This window comes from Rhodococcus sp. MH15 (genome assembly GCF_019266045.1).
Classification (GTDB): Bacteria; Actinomycetota; Actinomycetes; order Mycobacteriales; family Mycobacteriaceae; genus Rhodococcus_F; species Rhodococcus_F qingshengii.
In genome coordinates this window covers 51065-67272 of the sequence record NZ_LPNP01000071.1, presented here as the reverse complement: position 1 = coordinate 67272, position 16208 = coordinate 51065, and the positions used below count along the sequence as shown (strand labels likewise).

15 protein-coding genes, 1 tRNA gene and 1 riboswitch are annotated in these 16208 nt (G+C 62.4%); of the genes, 8 read left to right on the top strand and 8 right to left on the bottom strand.

Going from position 1 to position 16208, the window contains the following annotated elements; all coding sequences use genetic code 11:
- The first annotated feature begins 116 nt into the window (after positions 1-116).
- Positions 117-1463 (top strand): lysine N(6)-hydroxylase/L-ornithine N(5)-oxygenase family protein, encoded by a 1347-nt coding sequence (locus tag ATN37_RS19405; RefSeq protein WP_007734359.1) that lies wholly within the window; start codon positions 117-119, stop codon positions 1461-1463.
- Positions 1460-1708, top strand: a complete 249-nt coding sequence (locus ATN37_RS19400) for an MbtH family protein (protein ID WP_003945538.1) — start codon at positions 1460-1462, stop codon at positions 1706-1708. Before ATN37_RS19405 ends, ATN37_RS19400 begins: the two co-directional genes overlap by 4 nt.
- Before the next feature lie 91 nt (positions 1709-1799).
- Here ATN37_RS19400 and ATN37_RS19395 read toward each other — a convergent pair whose 3' ends face one another.
- Positions 1800-3227 (bottom strand): threonine/serine exporter ThrE family protein, encoded by a 1428-nt coding sequence (locus ATN37_RS19395; RefSeq protein WP_007734361.1) that lies wholly within the window; start codon positions 3225-3227, stop codon positions 1800-1802.
- A 122-nt stretch (positions 3228-3349) separates the two neighbouring features.
- Between ATN37_RS19395 and ATN37_RS19390 the strand changes: the two genes are divergently transcribed.
- Positions 3350-3421, top strand: a tRNA-Thr gene (locus ATN37_RS19390).
- A gap of 70 nt (positions 3422-3491) precedes the next feature.
- Here ATN37_RS19390 and ATN37_RS19385 read toward each other — a convergent pair.
- The 5 genes from ATN37_RS19385 to ATN37_RS19365 all read right to left on the bottom strand — a co-directional run bounded on the left by ATN37_RS19385 (position 3492) and on the right by ATN37_RS19365 (position 7660).
- Positions 3492-4289 (bottom strand): GAF and ANTAR domain-containing protein, encoded by a 798-nt coding sequence (locus tag ATN37_RS19385; protein ID WP_003945473.1) that lies wholly within the window; start codon positions 4287-4289, stop codon positions 3492-3494.
- Between the two features lie 478 nt (positions 4290-4767).
- A complete protein-coding gene (locus ATN37_RS19380) occupies positions 4768-5583 on the bottom strand; it encodes a hypothetical protein (RefSeq protein WP_003945831.1) in 816 nt (271 codons plus the stop codon).
- A gap of 47 nt (positions 5584-5630) precedes the next feature.
- A complete protein-coding gene (locus ATN37_RS19375) occupies positions 5631-5945 on the bottom strand; it encodes a multidrug efflux SMR transporter (RefSeq protein ID WP_007734365.1) in 315 nt (104 codons plus the stop codon).
- A gap of 14 nt (positions 5946-5959) precedes the next feature.
- A riboswitch (guanidine-III (ykkC-III) riboswitch) is annotated at positions 5960-6025 on the bottom strand.
- 43 nt (positions 6026-6068) lie between these two features.
- Positions 6069-6650 (bottom strand): hypothetical protein, encoded by a 582-nt coding sequence (locus tag ATN37_RS32615; protein WP_256933400.1) that lies wholly within the window; start codon positions 6648-6650, stop codon positions 6069-6071.
- A 674-nt stretch (positions 6651-7324) separates the two neighbouring features.
- Complete coding sequence (locus ATN37_RS19365) at positions 7325-7660, bottom strand: hypothetical protein (protein ID WP_007734367.1); 336 nt, start codon at positions 7658-7660, stop codon at positions 7325-7327.
- Positions 7661-7709: 49 nt separating this feature from the next.
- On the opposite strand from ATN37_RS19365, the gene ATN37_RS19360 reads away from it, so the two are divergent.
- Positions 7710-8426 carry a response regulator transcription factor gene (locus ATN37_RS19360; protein ID WP_007734368.1) on the top strand — a complete coding sequence of 239 codons (717 nt, stop codon included), beginning with the start codon at positions 7710-7712 and terminating at the stop codon, positions 8424-8426.
- The gene (locus ATN37_RS19355) at positions 8423-9874 is read left to right on the top strand and encodes a cell wall metabolism sensor histidine kinase WalK (protein ID WP_218695520.1); all 1452 of its coding nucleotides are present in this window, start codon (positions 8423-8425) and stop codon (positions 9872-9874) included. The genes ATN37_RS19360 and ATN37_RS19355 overlap by 4 nt, the downstream gene beginning before the upstream one ends.
- Before the next feature lie 25 nt (positions 9875-9899).
- Here ATN37_RS19355 and ATN37_RS19350 read toward each other — a convergent pair whose 3' ends face one another.
- Both ATN37_RS19350 and ATN37_RS19345 read right to left on the bottom strand, forming a co-directional pair.
- Positions 9900-11210, bottom strand: coding sequence for an alanine racemase (locus ATN37_RS19350; RefSeq protein ID WP_218695519.1), 1311 nt, complete (start codon positions 11208-11210; stop codon positions 9900-9902).
- A 47-nt stretch (positions 11211-11257) separates the two neighbouring features.
- Positions 11258-12733, bottom strand: coding sequence for an amidohydrolase family protein (locus ATN37_RS19345; protein ID WP_218695518.1), 1476 nt, complete (start codon positions 12731-12733; stop codon positions 11258-11260).
- 203 nt (positions 12734-12936) lie between these two features.
- Here ATN37_RS19345 and ATN37_RS19340 point away from each other — a divergent pair, with 203 nt between their 5' ends.
- The 3 genes from ATN37_RS19340 (at position 12937) to ATN37_RS19330 (ending at position 16143) form a co-directional block, all read left to right on the top strand.
- Positions 12937-13782 carry a M55 family metallopeptidase gene (locus ATN37_RS19340; RefSeq protein WP_007734371.1) on the top strand — a complete coding sequence of 282 codons (846 nt, stop codon included), beginning with the start codon at positions 12937-12939 and terminating at the stop codon, positions 13780-13782.
- A 208-nt stretch (positions 13783-13990) separates the two neighbouring features.
- Entirely contained in the window at positions 13991-15271 is a 1281-nt protein-coding gene (locus ATN37_RS19335) for an MFS transporter (RefSeq protein ID WP_218695517.1), read from the top strand.
- 14 nt (positions 15272-15285) lie between these two features.
- The gene (locus tag ATN37_RS19330) at positions 15286-16143 is read left to right on the top strand and encodes a tryptophan 2,3-dioxygenase (RefSeq protein ID WP_003945883.1); all 858 of its coding nucleotides are present in this window, start codon (positions 15286-15288) and stop codon (positions 16141-16143) included.
- Positions 16144-16208 lie beyond the last annotated feature (65 nt).

The following is a 16208-nucleotide window of genomic DNA, read 5'->3' as shown; positions in this document are numbered from 1 at the left end:
TACGGGGGCTCACAGTGTTGATACCCTCACCTCATTAAGGGTAGCCTTTGCTACTTACTTCGGGACATCGATTGGCGGCCGTACCAGGTCGTTCCGTCGGGGATGGACTACCTGTAATGAGTGAATCACCAAGAGACTCCAGCGCCGAACCTGCCATTGTCGACATCGTCGGCGTCGGGTTCGGTCCGGCCAACCTCGCGTTGGCCATTGCTGTCGAAGAACACAATGCAAATTGTGCGGCCGTTGATCGGGTGAACGCGCGGTTCTTCGAAAAGCAGTCTCAGTTCGCGTGGCATCCCGGGATGCTGCTCGACGGTGCCACCATGCAGATCGCGTTTCCGAAGGACCTGGTGACGTTCCGGAATCCACAGAGCGGATACAGCTTCTTCTCGTATCTGTTCGAGCAGGGTCGACTGGTCGACTTCGTCAACCACCAGACCTTCTTCCCCACGCGCCACGAATTCAACGACTACCTGTGCTGGGCAGCTCGACGAGTCGACGCGGACGTGCAGTTCGGTACAACCGTCGACGGGGTCGAGGGCATCAAGAACTCCGACGGCGTTGTCGATCGCTTTGCGGTTCGCACCGCCGACGGTGAAACGGTGATCGCGCGCAACATCGTTGTCGGAGCCGGACTGAAAGAGCGGATCCCGGAGTGGGCGACGCCTTCGTCGCGGTGCTTCCACAATCACCAGTTCCTCTTCCATCTCGAAGCAATGCCGGAGCCCGTACACAACCGGTTCGTCGTTCTCGGCGCCGGCCAGAGTGCCGCGGAGATCGTCGACTACCTGCACGCGAACTACCCGAACGCCGAAGTTCACAGTGTTTTTGCCCGCTACGGCTACAGCCCGGCAGACGACAGCCCGTACGCGAACCGCATCTTCGATCCCGAAGCCGTCGATCAGCTGCACGGTGCAGACGCCGCGGAACGACGCCGGCTGCTCGATTTGCACCGCAGCACCAATTACTCGGTCGTCGACATCGAACTGATCAACAAGCTGTATGCCACCGAGTATCAGGAGATGGTTCGTGGGCCGCGGCGACTGTTCATGCGTCGGGCCTCGGAGATCACGAGTGCCGTGGAGACCGAATCCGGCATCGAACTGGCTGTCCGTAGCAATCTCGACGGCTTGACCGACACGCTGGCGTGCGACGCACTCATTCTGGCCACGGGTTTCACCCCGGCACCTCTGGACGATTTGTTGGGTGAACTCGTGCCGGATTCGTCCGTTCCGCGTAACGTCAGTCGGGATTATCGACTGGCTGTAACGGAGGACGTGACAGGCGGTATCTATCTGCAGGGTGGGACAGAACAGACTCACGGATTGACGTCGTCGCTGCTGTCGAACGTGGCAGTGCGGGCGGGGGAGATTCTGGCGTCGGTGCTGAGCCACCAGAACCGAACTGGTGCGCTTGCTAGTCTGGGCGCACAAGACACGTACGTAACGAGTGAGGCGAGATGAGCACTAACCCTTTCGATGACGAAGACGGCCGCTTCTACGTGCTGGTGAACGACGAGGACCAGCACTCGCTGTGGCCCACGTTTTCCGAGGTCCCCGCCGGCTGGCGAGTGGTGTTCGGTGAAGACAGCCGCAAGGCGTGCCTCGAATACGTCGAGGCCAACTGGACCGACATGCGTCCGAAGAGCCTGCGTGAGGCCATGGAAGCCGATCAGGCTGCCGGTGGAAAGCACGCAGTCGAGAGCTGATTCTCTCACCGCTCGGAACCCCCGAGACCCCGAGTGAACAGAAAAGAGCTGGGCACCGTCAGGTGCCCAGCTCTTTCTGCTTGAACGACGCCTACTTCTCGGTGACGGGAACTCGACGCCTGCGCTTGCGGACCATCGGGCGACGTAGCGAGTCCACGCGCATCAGAATCCGTGGACGACGCAGCGTGCGCGCTCCCCATTCGCCGAGCGTGACGCCCGCGGCCAGGGCACAGCCGATACCGAACGCCGACAGCAAGGCAGTCAACCCGATCAGTACCTGGTCGTTGAGCAGCGCGTACAGGCCTCGGTACAGCGACAGACCGGGGAGCAGCGGAGTGATGCCTGCGACCGCGACAACCAGCGGAGGCGTCAGTGCGCGGCGAGCCATCAGGCCACCGGCAAGACCGACCACGGTTGCGGCGATTGCGGCGGCGATCACGGGACCGACGTCGAGTGTCTGCACGAAGATCGACACACCACTGCCTGCCGCACCGCCCAGGAACGCCGCGGTGAGTGCACGCCGCTCGGCGTAGCAGGCGAGCGCGTAGAACACCGACGCACACGCACCGGAGAGCATGAGGATCGGCAACTGCGTGATGGTGGAGACTTCCACATTGATCGGTGGAAGCGTCGAACCCAACATCCCGGTCATTCTCAACGAGATTGCGACGCCCGCGATGATGCCGCCCGTCATCATCACCACTTCGAAGAATCGCGCGACAGCTGTAATGGGTGCACCCATGATCGCGTCCTGGACCGAGCCCACCAACGACAGCCCGGACAGTAGAACGACCACTCCGGCCGCGATGACCAACGACGGCCGGATACTGATCCCCAGCTGGTCCTGAAATGTATAGAGCGTGGCGGCGGGCGCAGCCGCGATGAGACCACCGACAACCTGCTGGAAGAAGAACGGTAATCCGAACCGGTTCAGTACGCGGTTGACTCGATCGATGACCATCGTCGTCAGAAACGCGACTGTGGCAACGAGGAACCCGCCGCCGAGCAGGACGGAGACCGAAGCCGCCATCGCAGCCCAGGCCATGGTCGCGGTCCATCGGTTGTACGGGTGCGGCGCCGTCGTGATGGCTGTGAGCGCGTCGTGCGCTTGGTCCGGTGTGATCGCCTCACGGCGGATACGACGTGTCAGACGGTCGACGGCCGCCAGCCGCGTGAAGTCCATCGAGCGGTAGTGGACGATGCGCATCGTGCTCGCCGGCGGTCGCGTCGGGCCGCGATAGGCGGAGAGCACAATCGAGTTGTAAGTGACGTCGACGTCACACTGGGCAAGGCCGTACGTGGCGGCGATGAACTGCACCTGCTCAGCGGTGTCCATGGCCGCGGTTCCGGATGCGAGGAGGACTTCGCCCACCCGAACCGCGAGGTCCAGGACCTCTGCGACGACGGCGTCGTCTGTCAGGTCGATCGGTTGAAGCGGTGCGGGAGCCGACGTGACCGTGTCGACGGTGGCTTGCCGGTTTCCCGTCAGGCGTGTGAGTACTTCGGTGAATTTCGCCATCAGGGGGCGGAGTGGGAGTTGCGCATGGGGCCCACGCTATCTAACGTGACCCGCGCGCGGCCACCGTGACGGCTTGGATATGATGGCTCCGCAAAGTCAGTCGCGGCAACGCGTCGGTCTTCGCCTCCTTAGCTCAGTGGTAGAGCACTCGCCTTGTAAGCGAAAGGTCGTCGGTTCAATCCCGACAGGAGGCTCCGAAAGAGGAGGCACTCACCAATGTGGTGGGTGCCTCTGTATTTGCTGAGGTGCCGATAGGCGCCCGGTTCAGTTGGTCTCGGGCTTGTTCGTAGCCTGGCGCGGGTCGATCGCGCCGTCGATGTACTGCTGGGCGATCACTCGCAGTTTGACGTTGCTGCGCTGCGAGTCCTGGATGAGAATGCGGAAGGCTCGGTCGGCGTCGACGTGGTGGGTGCCCATGATGATGCCCTTGGCCTGTTCGATGACGCCTCGCGATTCGAGTGCTCGCTCGAGGTCCATTGCGTGCTTTCTGGCGATGTCCAGGCGCTGCGAGCTGTGCAGCGCGTAGGCCGAGGTTACGGCGAACAGTTGGAGCAATGCCACGTCGGCGCCGGTGAAACCTCGGAGGTCGTGGCTGTAGAGATTGAGGGTTCCGAGCGGGCGTTCCCGGCCAGGCAGTGGCATGGACAAGAAGCTGACGGCGCCGACTGCCTTTGCCGCGCTTGCGAATTGAGGCCACCGGCTGTGGGCTTCGCTGGCATGTGCGCGGACAACGGTTCCCGTGCGTGACGACGTCACACTCGGTCCGTAGTCCAGTCGGAATTGGATCGAGTCGACGGTGCGAACAAGTTGGTGGGTGGCGGCGACGGTTCGGAATGTCGTGTCCGAACCGCCGATGGTAATTCCGGCCATGTCGGCGTCGGCGATGAGATCGACGGCATGCCTGCAGACTTGTTCGAGAAATTGCTCGGCCTGGGCATGTGGATCGAGGTGCGCGTACAGCGATTGCAGGGCGTCCGAGGCGGCGTCCAGGCTGTCCTGCGACGCGGAATTTCGGCCCCCGGTAGGGCCGCGGTGTCCTCTGGCGATGCGCGGCGCCGTCATTGTCTCAACCACCCTTCCCCATCACGTCGCAGGCATGTCCGATTCGTCTCATTGTTGCACCGGACTAACTGTTGTGCACTCTGTTTCGGTGGACAAGTGTCTGATGGGGCGGACGGTTATGTGAAGTGGACTGCGTATGCCCAATCGTGATGTTTGATTCGGCCGTTAGCGGGTAGTGCGCCGATCTTGGAATTATGTTGTCCTGCAACAGTTAACGTGGAAACTGCGACCGGGGTACAAGTTTTCTCCGCAATGGCGCGCAGGTCACGAACTTGGCCTATTGTCAGCGCCAGCGCACAATCTTGTACGCGTAACCCGTAGACAGTGAAGGGGATACGACGATGAACGGACTGATCGCGGCTCTGAACAGTGGAATGACCGTTGGCTTGGCCAACACGATCCTGACTTTCGGCGGAATCATCATCAACCTCAACATCGTGATCAACAACTGACCGCGTAATCGGCGAGTAACCGTTTGTTATGCCGATTCGATCGGAAGGTCCGGCCCTGGGCGGTCGCTCTTGCTCTTGAGCCACCGATTGGGAAGTTTGCCGGCAAGTTCTCCGAGTGGACCGACTGCAGCGCTGAGGATTCCGACGGTTTCCTGAAGGACCTCGATGCTCGCGCTCATCCGCTCGAGGTTGGGGGCGAGGGAAGTCAAGGTGTCGGACAGTGCAACGATCTGGTCAAGCGGGCCGCCTTCGGCGATGAGCCGTTCGAAGGCGCCGTTCTCTGCCAGGAGTGTTTCGAGGATGCCGTTCTCGGCCAGTGCGCGATCGATGACACCGTCCTTGGCAGTCAGGCGTTCGACGGCACCGTCTTGCGCTGTCAGGCGTTCCAGCGGACCGTCCTCCGCCATCATTCGGTCGAGGAGACCGTCCGGCGCGAGCAAGCGTTCCAATGCGCCGTTCTCGGCGAGCACCCTATCCAGCGGTCCGCCGGGGGCAAGAAGTCTTTCGAGTGGTCCGCCGGGAGCGAGCAGTCGTTCGAGAGTGCCGTCGGGTGCAGTCAGTTTGTCGACCGGACCGCCGGGAGAGAGAAGTCGATCGAGTGGCCCACCGGGGGCCAAGGCCTGCCCGATGGGCCGATCGTCAGCGGTGAGTGATGACAACTGCTGGATCATCTGCATGGGTCCGCGGGGGCTTGCCAAGCCGGCAGCACCCGCCGTCACCGCGCCGGTATTACCGACGGCGATACGAACTGTCGTGACCGTCAGCTCGGCGATTCCCAAACTGATCTCTGCGGCTGCAATGCCCGCGCGTAGGGGAAGCGTGAGCATCTCCAGCAGTTTCATGCGTTAACTGTAACCGGTAACACACAAACACTCACCAGGATCGCCGGTCAGTGAAGGACCTTCAGACCGACGACACAGCCGACGATGCCCAGGATCAGCAGTATCTTGACGATCGACGTGGACTCCGCGCCGGTGATCATCGCATATCCCACGGTCAGGGCGGCGCCGATGCCGACCCAGATCGCGTAGGAAGTCCCGATGGGAAGGGTACGCATTGCATACGCGAGGCCGGCCATACTGACGATCAGGCCGAGGACGAAGACGATGGTGGGCGACATCTTGCTGAATCCGTCGGACTTACCGAGTGCGGTAGCCCAGACAGCTTCGAAAAGTCCGGAAATGACGAGCACGATCCATGCCATGGTGAACAACTCCCAAGGCACCGTCTTTTCGCTGGCCGGGTACGGTGCGCTCGTCCGGATGTCGTCGTTGACCACCCAACCATAGCAACAGAATTCTGCGTTCCGACCCGATCAGCTGGCGATTTAGGTCACCACCGCCGTTCGAACTCTCTTCAGATGGATGGTCGACACGGACACCACGATCGTCGCCGTCGCAGCGAGAACAGTCAGAGGAATCGGCGTGTTCACGGCGGCCGGTCCGTGTTCGACGAGCACACCGGTAGACCACCCGAATTCCCGCGAGCCCGGGTCCAAGAAGGTCGGTGAAACCGAGAACAACGTGAAAGCGACGGGCAGCATCGCCCCGCTCGAGACTGCTTCGACGGCAACAGGCATGCATGACGTGACGGCCAGTCCCAGCGCAAGCGGGAGGATGAGGACGTAGGCAACCGTGGTCGGGGCGGCATCCAGCAATCCCGAGAGTGCAGTCACGGCAAGGAGTCCCAGCCCGAGTTGCGGCATCGGTCTTCTCCAGCCGACGACGACGCCCAACGCCAGGGCAGCAGCTCCCGCGGGCATCGCCCAGGTCCAGTCGGATGGAAAGGAAATCGAGCTGACCGAAACCGCGCTGACTGCCAGTCCGACGAGTACGAAACGACCGTCGTGTGGCGGCAACCGCCAAGCCAGTGCGACGGTAACGGCAACCGCCAATACCACCGCGATCACCCATGACCCAGGTGATGTCGTCGAGCCCAACCACACATAGAGCCGTGAATACCAGGGGCAGAACAACTCCCAGCTTCACCAGGCGTGCGTCGATGTCGCCCGGCTCCTGATTCGGTCGTGCGAGTGCGGCGACTCCACCCACGAGAAGAGTTGCGGCGAGCAGAATCCAGACGGGAACCGTGGACGGCACGGGGTAGGAATCGCCCGGAAGTGTGAGCGACCACCTGGGGACGCGATCGCGCCATAAGTCCGCTGCGCCGAAGTACAGGGTCGTCGTGGTTACGCCGAGTCCGAGAGCGGTTTGTGCTCCGCGGTGACCCTTCGTCGGAAATGCCGCTGCCGCGAGGAAAGCGCCTGCTCCGATTGCGTTCAGAGTCACCGAAATCTGGGCGGAGACGGGGACGAATGCAGGTAGCGCGATGGCGAGGGCGCCGACCACAGCGAAGACACTCGCGAGACCGCCACGTCCCCAGCGATGCAGTAGCGCTACGCCGACGGCCGCAACCACAGCGGCAGTTGCTCCCGCCCACTGCGGCGTGATCACCACCGAGATAACGCCGGCGTCGGAGAAGGAGAAGTCGTCAACTCGGGACTCGGCCACTGCGTACGCGGCTACCACACCGCCGACCAGCGCGGACGCCACAGGACCGTAGAGCTGAGCGATTTGAACTGGGCTACGTTGCTGCATAATTCGTCGAATTTTTGCACAACCCGCCGATACGACTGATCGTCACATCGCCGTGCGGATCCATCCACACCGGTTCCCCGTCTCGAAGTCGAGGAACCAGCAGATGGCGTCCTCGACTCGGCCACTGAACGAAGTCGTAGCCGGCCAAATTTGTCTGAACTGCGTCGGCGACCCACACCGCAGCGTCCGCGAATACAGTCTCCATCGACAGTGCGTTGAAGTAGCTGAATCCGCTGATGTCACGTGTGCCTTGCCAGCCGATCGAAGCCTGGATCCTTGCCGGGATCCTGCTGTCAGCTTTCACCTGCACCCGGCCGTTCACAGGAAACTCCCAGGGAACATACAGCGGGAATCCAGTGGCAGGGGAGAAGATGGTTCTCGTGACCGACAAGACCCCCGAAGCCCGCATCCTCGTTGTCGACGACGAACCCACCATCGTGGAGTTGCTCTCCGTGAGCCTCCGATTCCAGGGTTTCGAGGTGGCAACTGCTTCGAGCGGCGCCCAAGGCCTGGACGTCGCACGGACATTCCGTCCCGACGCGATCGTTCTCGACGTCATGATGCCCGGGATGGACGGCTTCGGTCTGCTTCGACGCCTGCGCGCCGACGGTGTGGACGCGCCGGTCCTGTTTCTGACGGCGAAGGATTCGCTCGACGACAAGATCAGCGGCCTGACCCTCGGCGCGGACGACTACGTGACCAAGCCGTTCAGCCTCGAAGAAGTCGTGACGCGGTTGCGGGTCATCCTGCGCCGCGCCGGTCGCGGTGTCGCGCCGGAGCAGTCGCCGCGGGTGAAGTTCGCCGACATCGAACTCGACGACGACACCCGCGAGGTCTGGAAGAAGGGCGAGTTGGTTGCACTCTCGCCCACCGAGTTCACACTGCTCCGATACTTCATGGTCAACGCCGGGACGGTTCTCAGCAAACCGCGGATTCTCGACCACGTCTGGAATTACGACTTCGGTGGGGAGGTCGGAGTTGTCGAGTCCTACGTTTCCTACCTGCGGCGCAAGGTGGACACGGGGGAGACACCGCTGATTCACACATTGCGTGGGGTCGGCTACGTGATGCGTGAACCGCGGCAATGATCGTCGCCGCGGAAAACGATCAGCTTCCGAAGCGGGGTCGTTTCCGTCTCCATTCACTGCCGCTGCGCTTCACCCTGGTTGCGGCCTTGCTGGTGTTGGCCGCGCTGGGTCTGTTGGCGTCGGGTGTAGCGGTCACTTCTGCTCTCGAGAACTCACTGACCCAGCGAACCGACAAAACGCTGTACGAAGCGGTCGACGGTTGGGCAAAGCCGCACAGCAGAGACCTGCAGCCGCCCAGTGACGTCGGCCCGGGCACCCGCCCACCCAGCCCCTTCTTCGTTCGGACCGTGACCCCGGACGGACGGGTGATCATCCTGAACGACAAGTCGACGACGACCGAACCCGACCTGTCGAAAGATTCCACCAACGGCCCGATCACCGTCGGATCGAGCGACGGTTCGGACGTGAACTGGCGGGTTCTCACGACGGTCCGCGACGGCACGACCACGACTATCGGTGTGCGACTGACGGATAACGAGCAGACCGTCGACGACTTGGTCGGCCTGCAACTCGGCATCGGTCTGGTTGTCCTGCTGATCCTCGGCGGCGCAGCGTATTTCGTGGTTCGTCGGAGCCTCCGTCCGCTGGTAGAGGTGGAGGAGACTGCCGCTGCCATTGCCGCCGGCGACCTTCATCGACGTGTTCCGGAGCGCGATGACCGCACCGAGGTCGGTCGACTGTCCGTGGCGCTCAACGGAATGCTCGCGCAGATTCAACACGCATTTGCCGCGACCGAGGCTTCGGAGGAATCGGCACGGCGTTCCGAGGAGAAGATGCGTAGGTTTGTCGGCGACGCGAGCCACGAGTTGCGCACACCCTTGACGACTATTCGTGGGTTCGCCGAGTTGTATCGCCAAGGCGCCATGACTGATACGGAAACGCTGATGAACCGGATCGAGGGCGAGGCGTCGAGGATGGGACTTCTGGTCGAAGATCTGCTCATGCTGGCAAGACTCGACGAACAGCGTCCACTCGAGAACAATCCTGTGGATCTGCTTGCAGTTGCGGCGGATTCGGTACAGGCGGCACGAGCGATCGCACCGGATCGAACTGTCGAACTTCAGATGACCGGCGGCCCAGGCCTGCCCGAAGTGCATGGTGACGAGGCCAGGCTGCGTCAGGTAGTCGCCAATCTGCTGGGCAACGCGATCAAACACACGCCGCCGGATGCGCAGGTCACCGTTCGTGTCGGTACGACCGAGAACTCCGCGGTGGTCGAGGTTTCGGATACCGGTCAGGGTTTGAGTGACGAGGATGCCGCGCGGATCTTCGAGCGTTTCTACCGCGCCGACACCTCTCGCACCCGTGAGACCGGGGGCGCCGGTCTCGGCCTGTCCATCGTTTCGGCTTTGGTTGCAGCGCACGACGGAACCGTCAGCGTCGAGACCTCCCTCGGGCAGGGGACGACGTTCCGCGTCGAATTGCCGCGTGACCCGAAGGACGACTGACGCCGGATTACCGCAACCGGTCCCCTCAGAAGTAGGTGTGCACCGTACCGACGACGCGGTAATCCGAATCGACCTCGGGAATCAGTGACCACTTGTCGAATGTGGTGCAGGGATGCGAGATTCCGCAACCGAGCAGATCGCCGACCTTCACGTCGAAGTCAGCCGGAACGTCGACGTACGCGTGCTGGTCGTTGAGTGCGGTGATCGTCAGCTCTCGCGCTGATCGGTTGAATCCGTCGCGTCGGCGCCACAGGACTATGGGAAAGCCTGCGTCGGAACCGACATCGCGGCGGCCGAAGCCCAGGATCACCCGTCCGGGTTCAGGTATGGAGAGCACTACACCCCAGACCTCTGCGGCTCCCTGCAGAGTTCGCGGACCGTCAGCCCACGGCGAAGTTTCGGCATAGAGACCGTGATCATGGGTGATATAGCAACCGCTGCGCAGCACGATGCGTACACCGTTGTCGAGTGCCCATCGGCCGGCCAGTTCGCGCACAACGAGATCGTGAAACGCACTGCCGCCGAAAGTGACCAGTGGCTGGGGAGCCTTCGCGGAGTTGTTCTCGAACAGGTTCTCGGCCACACAGATTTCCGTGAAAACCCGCGCGGATTTGAGATACGAATCGACGGAGATACGGCGGGCTGCTACCGAGGCTCCGGGCATCATGCCCTCGAACCCCTCGACTCCGGTGAGTATCAACGAAGGTGCCTGCGATGCTGCGCGTGCAACGTCGAGTGCTTGCTCGACAGTGCGAGCGCCCGCGCGTCCGCTGTCGTAGCCGAGTTCGACGAGAACCCGGATACGGCTGGCCGGTGAGACTTTCGCGATCAACTGTTCCATCAGGCGGACGCTCTCGACCGAGTCCACGAGGGTGGTGACGAAGAAATCGGGGTCGGTGGCCTGGGCGTCGCAGATCCACCGAATACCGGCGGGATCGAGAACCTGGCTGGCGATGATGATGGTGTCCACACCGAACTCACGCAGAATGCGTGCCTGCGCAACGGTTGCCGCCGTCATCGCCCAAGCCCCGGCGTCGAGTTGCCGTCGAACCAGTTCGGGGCTCATCGTGGTCTTCGCGTGAGGCGCCAGATCCACATCGTGGTCGGAGCAGAACTGCGCCATGAGGTCGACATTGTGCGCGATCGCTGCACGGTTGAGTGTCATCACGGGTAGCAGGAGGTTGCCGTCGAGTGCCGAGATCCCCAGCGGCTCGAGGTCGGAACCGTCGCGACCTTCGAGGTCGGTGCCGAAGGCCTTGTGCTGCCAACCGATCGGGGGGTTCGCGAAATCCGTCATGGCATCGATTGTGCCGTTGATTGCAGACGATGTGTTCATGTGTGGTGACTTTCTGTCAGAACTATGCAGGTCAGAATGAGATCCGGCTACGAGCGGCGTACCGGGCGACCAGGCAACGCGTCCTGGACCACGACACCGTCTTCGACGACGGGTACTCCGCCGACCAGCACGCGGCTGATACCGGTGGAGGGGCGGGTGCCGTCGATGTACGTGGCGTTGTCGGTAATTCGCTCGGGGTCGAAAACGAGGATGTCCGCGTCGCTACCGGGGCTGATCCGACCTTTCGTCGCCATCGAGGGAACCGACTCCTCCAGAATCTGCGCAGGGATCAACGAGCAGCGCGCGATTATCTCCGACAGCGACAGCAGTCGACGCTCGCGGTACAGCGTACGAATCGCACGTGCATAGGTGCCGGCGCCGCGGGGGTGGCCGAGTGCCTTCTCCGGCAGTGGCCACTGCAATGCGTCGGCAGGCGAACGGCCGGGCCAGGTCAGTGGCATCGCGTCGCTCGCGATGGCGGCGCGATCGAAAGTCATCGCCCGTTCGAGGAATTCGCGCTGCACGGTGTCGTTCTCGTCGAGGAACTCCACCAGCACCAGTCCACCGGGGTCGGTGGCCCGAAGATGTTCCAGCTGCTTGCGGTCCGCGATACGTTCACCGGTGGGTACGAATGTCAGCGACCGTGGTGTCAGATTCATCAGGTGCAGCTTGTCGGGATCGAGAAACGCAGCTCCGACGGCCGTCGACCCGGAACCGTACGGATACGCCTCCGTCGTGACGCGCGATCCGGCTGCCTGAACTTGTGCCACCACCGACAGCGCGTGGTCGACGTGCATTCCCGAGGTGCTGTTGACGTGGCAGTAGTGCATGTGTGCGCCGGTTTCGGCTGCTGCACGGGCGATTTCGACGGCACCATCCACCGGGCTCGACGGATCGGCCGAGATGAGCGGGCGCGCATGGGTATAGGTGGGAACACCGGCTCGGGCCGCGAGATCCGCCACCTGTAGGTACTCCACCGGATCGGATTTCGGCGCGTACCCGACCACCACGCCGATGCCGAGAGCGCCTGCGGCCAGATCGTTTTCGAGGAGTTCGAGAATGTGGGCGCGCTGGGAGGCGGTGGGCTCGCCCTGCCAGCTCGGGGAACCGAGATGGTGCAGGAGCGTTCTGATGTCGCCGTCGGGATCGGCCCCTGAGAGTTCGATCATTCGGGCGTGCGCCCACGACGTCGCGTAGCCGTAGTTGATCGGGCGGCCCTCGGCGCCGGCCCGGGCATATGCCTTTGCAACAGGAATGACGCCGGCTTCCAGTTCGAGGGCCGTCGTGACTCCGTCCAATGCCTGAAGTCGCTGCTCGGCGATTTCCTGTCCGTGGCTGTGCAGGTCGATGAATCCGGGGCAGATGACCTGACCGGTCACGTCGATCGTCTGCCGGGCTTCGATCGCGTCGCGACCCCACGCCGAGACCTTGCCGTCGGTGATCGCGATGCCCCGAACCTCGTCAGTCCCCGATGCGGGATCGACGACACGGCCGCCGGTGAACACGATGTCGTGGACCTGCATCAGCGCTGCACTCCTGTCGTTGGTCGAACCGCCTGGCCCGGCGAATGTCCCGATGGTTTCACGGCTCGGGTATCGGATTCTGGTGTGAACGTCCCAAATGGAGGCCGACTCACCGTTCGAGCGGACAAGAAACGGATGCGCTCGAGTGTGAAGGTGAAAGCGAAGTTATCAATTCAGCCGATTGAGATCGATGGAGGACAGGAATGCACGTCTATATTTCGGTGGACATGGAGGGTATCGCGGGTATCGCGACGCTCGATCAGACGATCCGCGGCGGTGGCGGCTACCACCGTGCGCAGATGCTCATGACCGCCGAGACCAATGCCGCGATCGCCGGTGCGTTCGACGCCGGTGCGACGAGCGTCCTGGTCAACGACAGCCACGGAACGATGGACAATCTGCTTCACGCCGACCTGGATCCACGGGCGCGTCTGATCTTCGGAACACCGAAGATGCAGTGCATGGCGGAGGGACTGACGTCCGATCACGACGTCGCGCTGTTTGTCGGCTATCACGCACCCGCCGGTGGGCCCGGCGTCCTGGCGCACACGTTCTCGAGCTTGTTCGCCGACGTCCGCCTCGACGGCAAGTCCGTCTCGGAGACCGACGTCAACACCCTCTACGCTGCCACCCAGGGCGTTCCCGTCGGCCTGGTGACGGGTGACGACATCATCTGCGGCTTGGTCGACGCGGCCTCGCCGACAACCGAGACCGTCGAGGTCAAGAAGGCACATGGATGGTCGGCAACCAATTCGCTGCCGCCGTCGCTGGCGTGCGAGCAGATCCGAGCAGGAGCCGAGCGCGCAGTGCGTAAGGCCGACACACTGAAGCCGGTCGAGCTGCGTGACGAATGGACCCTCGAGATCGTTCACCCCACCACCACGGGAGCTGAACTCGCCGAGGCTGTTCCCGGCTCGCGACGGATTTCGGATCGTACGATTTCGCACACACTCGGCAGCGTCGACGACATTCTCGGTCTGATCACTGTCAATGCCCGGCTTGCAGCCGCAGGCGTCTCGACGATCGTGGCAGTCGCCAATCGCACGTAGTGAAGTAGCGACTCCATCGCGAAATGCCGCCGACGCCGTGTGCGCCGGCGGCATTTGTCATCTCTTGGGGCAGAACATGTTCCGACCGACCAAACGTTGCTTCGGCTATTGGTGAAACGGACCAATGCGGTAGACGTGTTCGCTGTCACACTTCATCAGTCTTTTCAATGTTCCAGTCCATGCGGCACAAGACAATTCGGGAGGCTTGATGAAGGCGGAACGCGTCACAGTGGAAGGACCGTCGCGGGCGAGCGACGGTCCGGTTCGAAATATGATGGACAACAGGTCGATTCGTCGTACGACCACCGTTACGGTGGGGCTGCTCAGTACCATCTGGTTGATCGACATGGTGGATCGCGTCATGATCGGGCTTGCGCTTCCGATGATCGGCGACGAATTCTCGCTCAGCAGTACGCAGTTGGGTGGCGTGGTCTCGGTATTCGCGATCTTCTACATGCTCGGGCAGGTCCCCGGCGGAATGTTGGCCGACCGCTTCGGACCCAGGCCCCTGTTGATCGTTGCTTTGATCCTGTGGTCGGTGTTCACAGCGTTGACAGGGTTCGCGTGGGGTCTCGTCTCGCTGATGGTCATGCGTGCGATGTTCGGCATCAGCCAGGGGCTCTTTCCAGCGGCGTCGTTCAAGGCTTTGGCTGAGCGGACGCGTCCGAAAACCAGGGCGACCGCGATGGGTTTCATGCTCGGCGCCAACAACCTCGGCCCCGGCATCGCACCGCTGATCATCGCGCCGGTCCTCATGGCCGTGGGGTGGCGTGACGCGTTCTGGCTGGTGGCGATCGTCGGCGCAGTGATCGGCACGGTGGTGTGGTTGGTGCTGCCCGCACCGTTGGACACGGAAATCTCGGAAGATCCCGAGGCAGCCTTGCAACCTCTGGCGAGCGAGCACTCTCGCGCCGCCGTGTTCAAGTCCGCGTCGGTGTGGAAGTTCGCGATTCTGTTCTGCCTGGCCAACATGTCCGCGTACGGGCTGATGACCTGGGTGCCGAGTTATCTGCTCAACGACAAGGGACTCTCGCTGATCGACACGGGAATCTTTGCCGCAATCCCCTTCATCGTCACGGCGCTGGCCACGATTGTGGGCGGGCGGTTGGTGGACAAGTACTTCCACGACCGGGCCAGGATCCTTCTGGTTCCGTGTATGGCCACGTCGGCAGTCCTGTTGTTCCTGATGACCACCGCTGACACCGTCGCGATGTTCACGTTCTACGAGACGTTGGCTCTAGGCATCAGCGGTCTGTGTTCGATGTCGATCTTCGCGATGCCGTTGCGGGCACTTCCGGCCGAATTCCTCGGTTCCGAAATGGGTTTGATCAACGGTTGTGGTCAGTTCGCCGGTTTCATCACCCCGCTCGTGATGGGATGGATGGTGGACCAGTTCTCGTACATGGCTGCATTCGGAGTCCTGGTCGGAGCGACGAGCGCTGCCGCATTGGTGGCCATGATCGTTCCTCAGACCCCGGCGAAATTCTGACAAGGAGACCGAAGATGTCGGCAACGGACGGCACACGAAAGATCGAAGACGACGTCGTCACCGATTTTTCCGGGAAGATGAGTTACGGGGCCTACCTCGGACTCGATACCCTCCTGGATTCGCAGCACCCGGTGAGCGAGCCGGAACACCACGACGAACTCTTGTTCATCATTCAGCACCAGACCAGCGAGTTGTGGCTCAAGCTGTTTCTCCACGAGATTCGGGCGGCCAGAGCAGCGATCGCTGCCGACGACATTCGGGTTGCGTTCAAGCGGATCGCACGTGTCAAACACATTCAGGCCACCTTGACCGAGCAGTGGTCGGTGTTGGCGACACTGACGCCGGCGGAGTATGCGGAGTTCAGGGGCGTTCTCGGCAACTCATCGGGGTTCCAGTCGTACCAGTACCGCGCCGTGGAATTCGTGCTCGGAAACAAGAACGCGGGCATGCTGAAGGTGTTCGAATCGGATCCGTCCGCCCATCGATTGTTGGAGACCCTGCTCGGGGAGCCGACACTGTACGACGAGTTCTGGCGGTACCTGTCCAGGCAGGGGTACGACGTTCCGGCGTCGGCTCTCGAACGAGACGTCAGCGCGCCCTACGTGCGAAACGACGAACTGATTCCGCTGGTCAAAGCAATCTACGAGAACGTCGAACAGCACTGGACGGCGTACGAGGCGTTCGAGGAGTTGGTCGACCTCGAGGAGAGCTTTCAGCTGTGGCGGTTCCGGCACCTTCGGACCGTGCTGCGGGTGATCGGCATGAAGAAGGGGACCGGCGGTTCGAGTGGTGGTGCCGGCTTCCTGCAACGTGCGCTGGAGTTGAGCTTCTTTCCCGAGCTGTTTGCCGCCCGAACAGAGATCGGTACCTGACACACCTGCTTGATGACACCCAGCTGTTCGTGACACACGACGAATCCGAGCCCGAAGGACAGGAG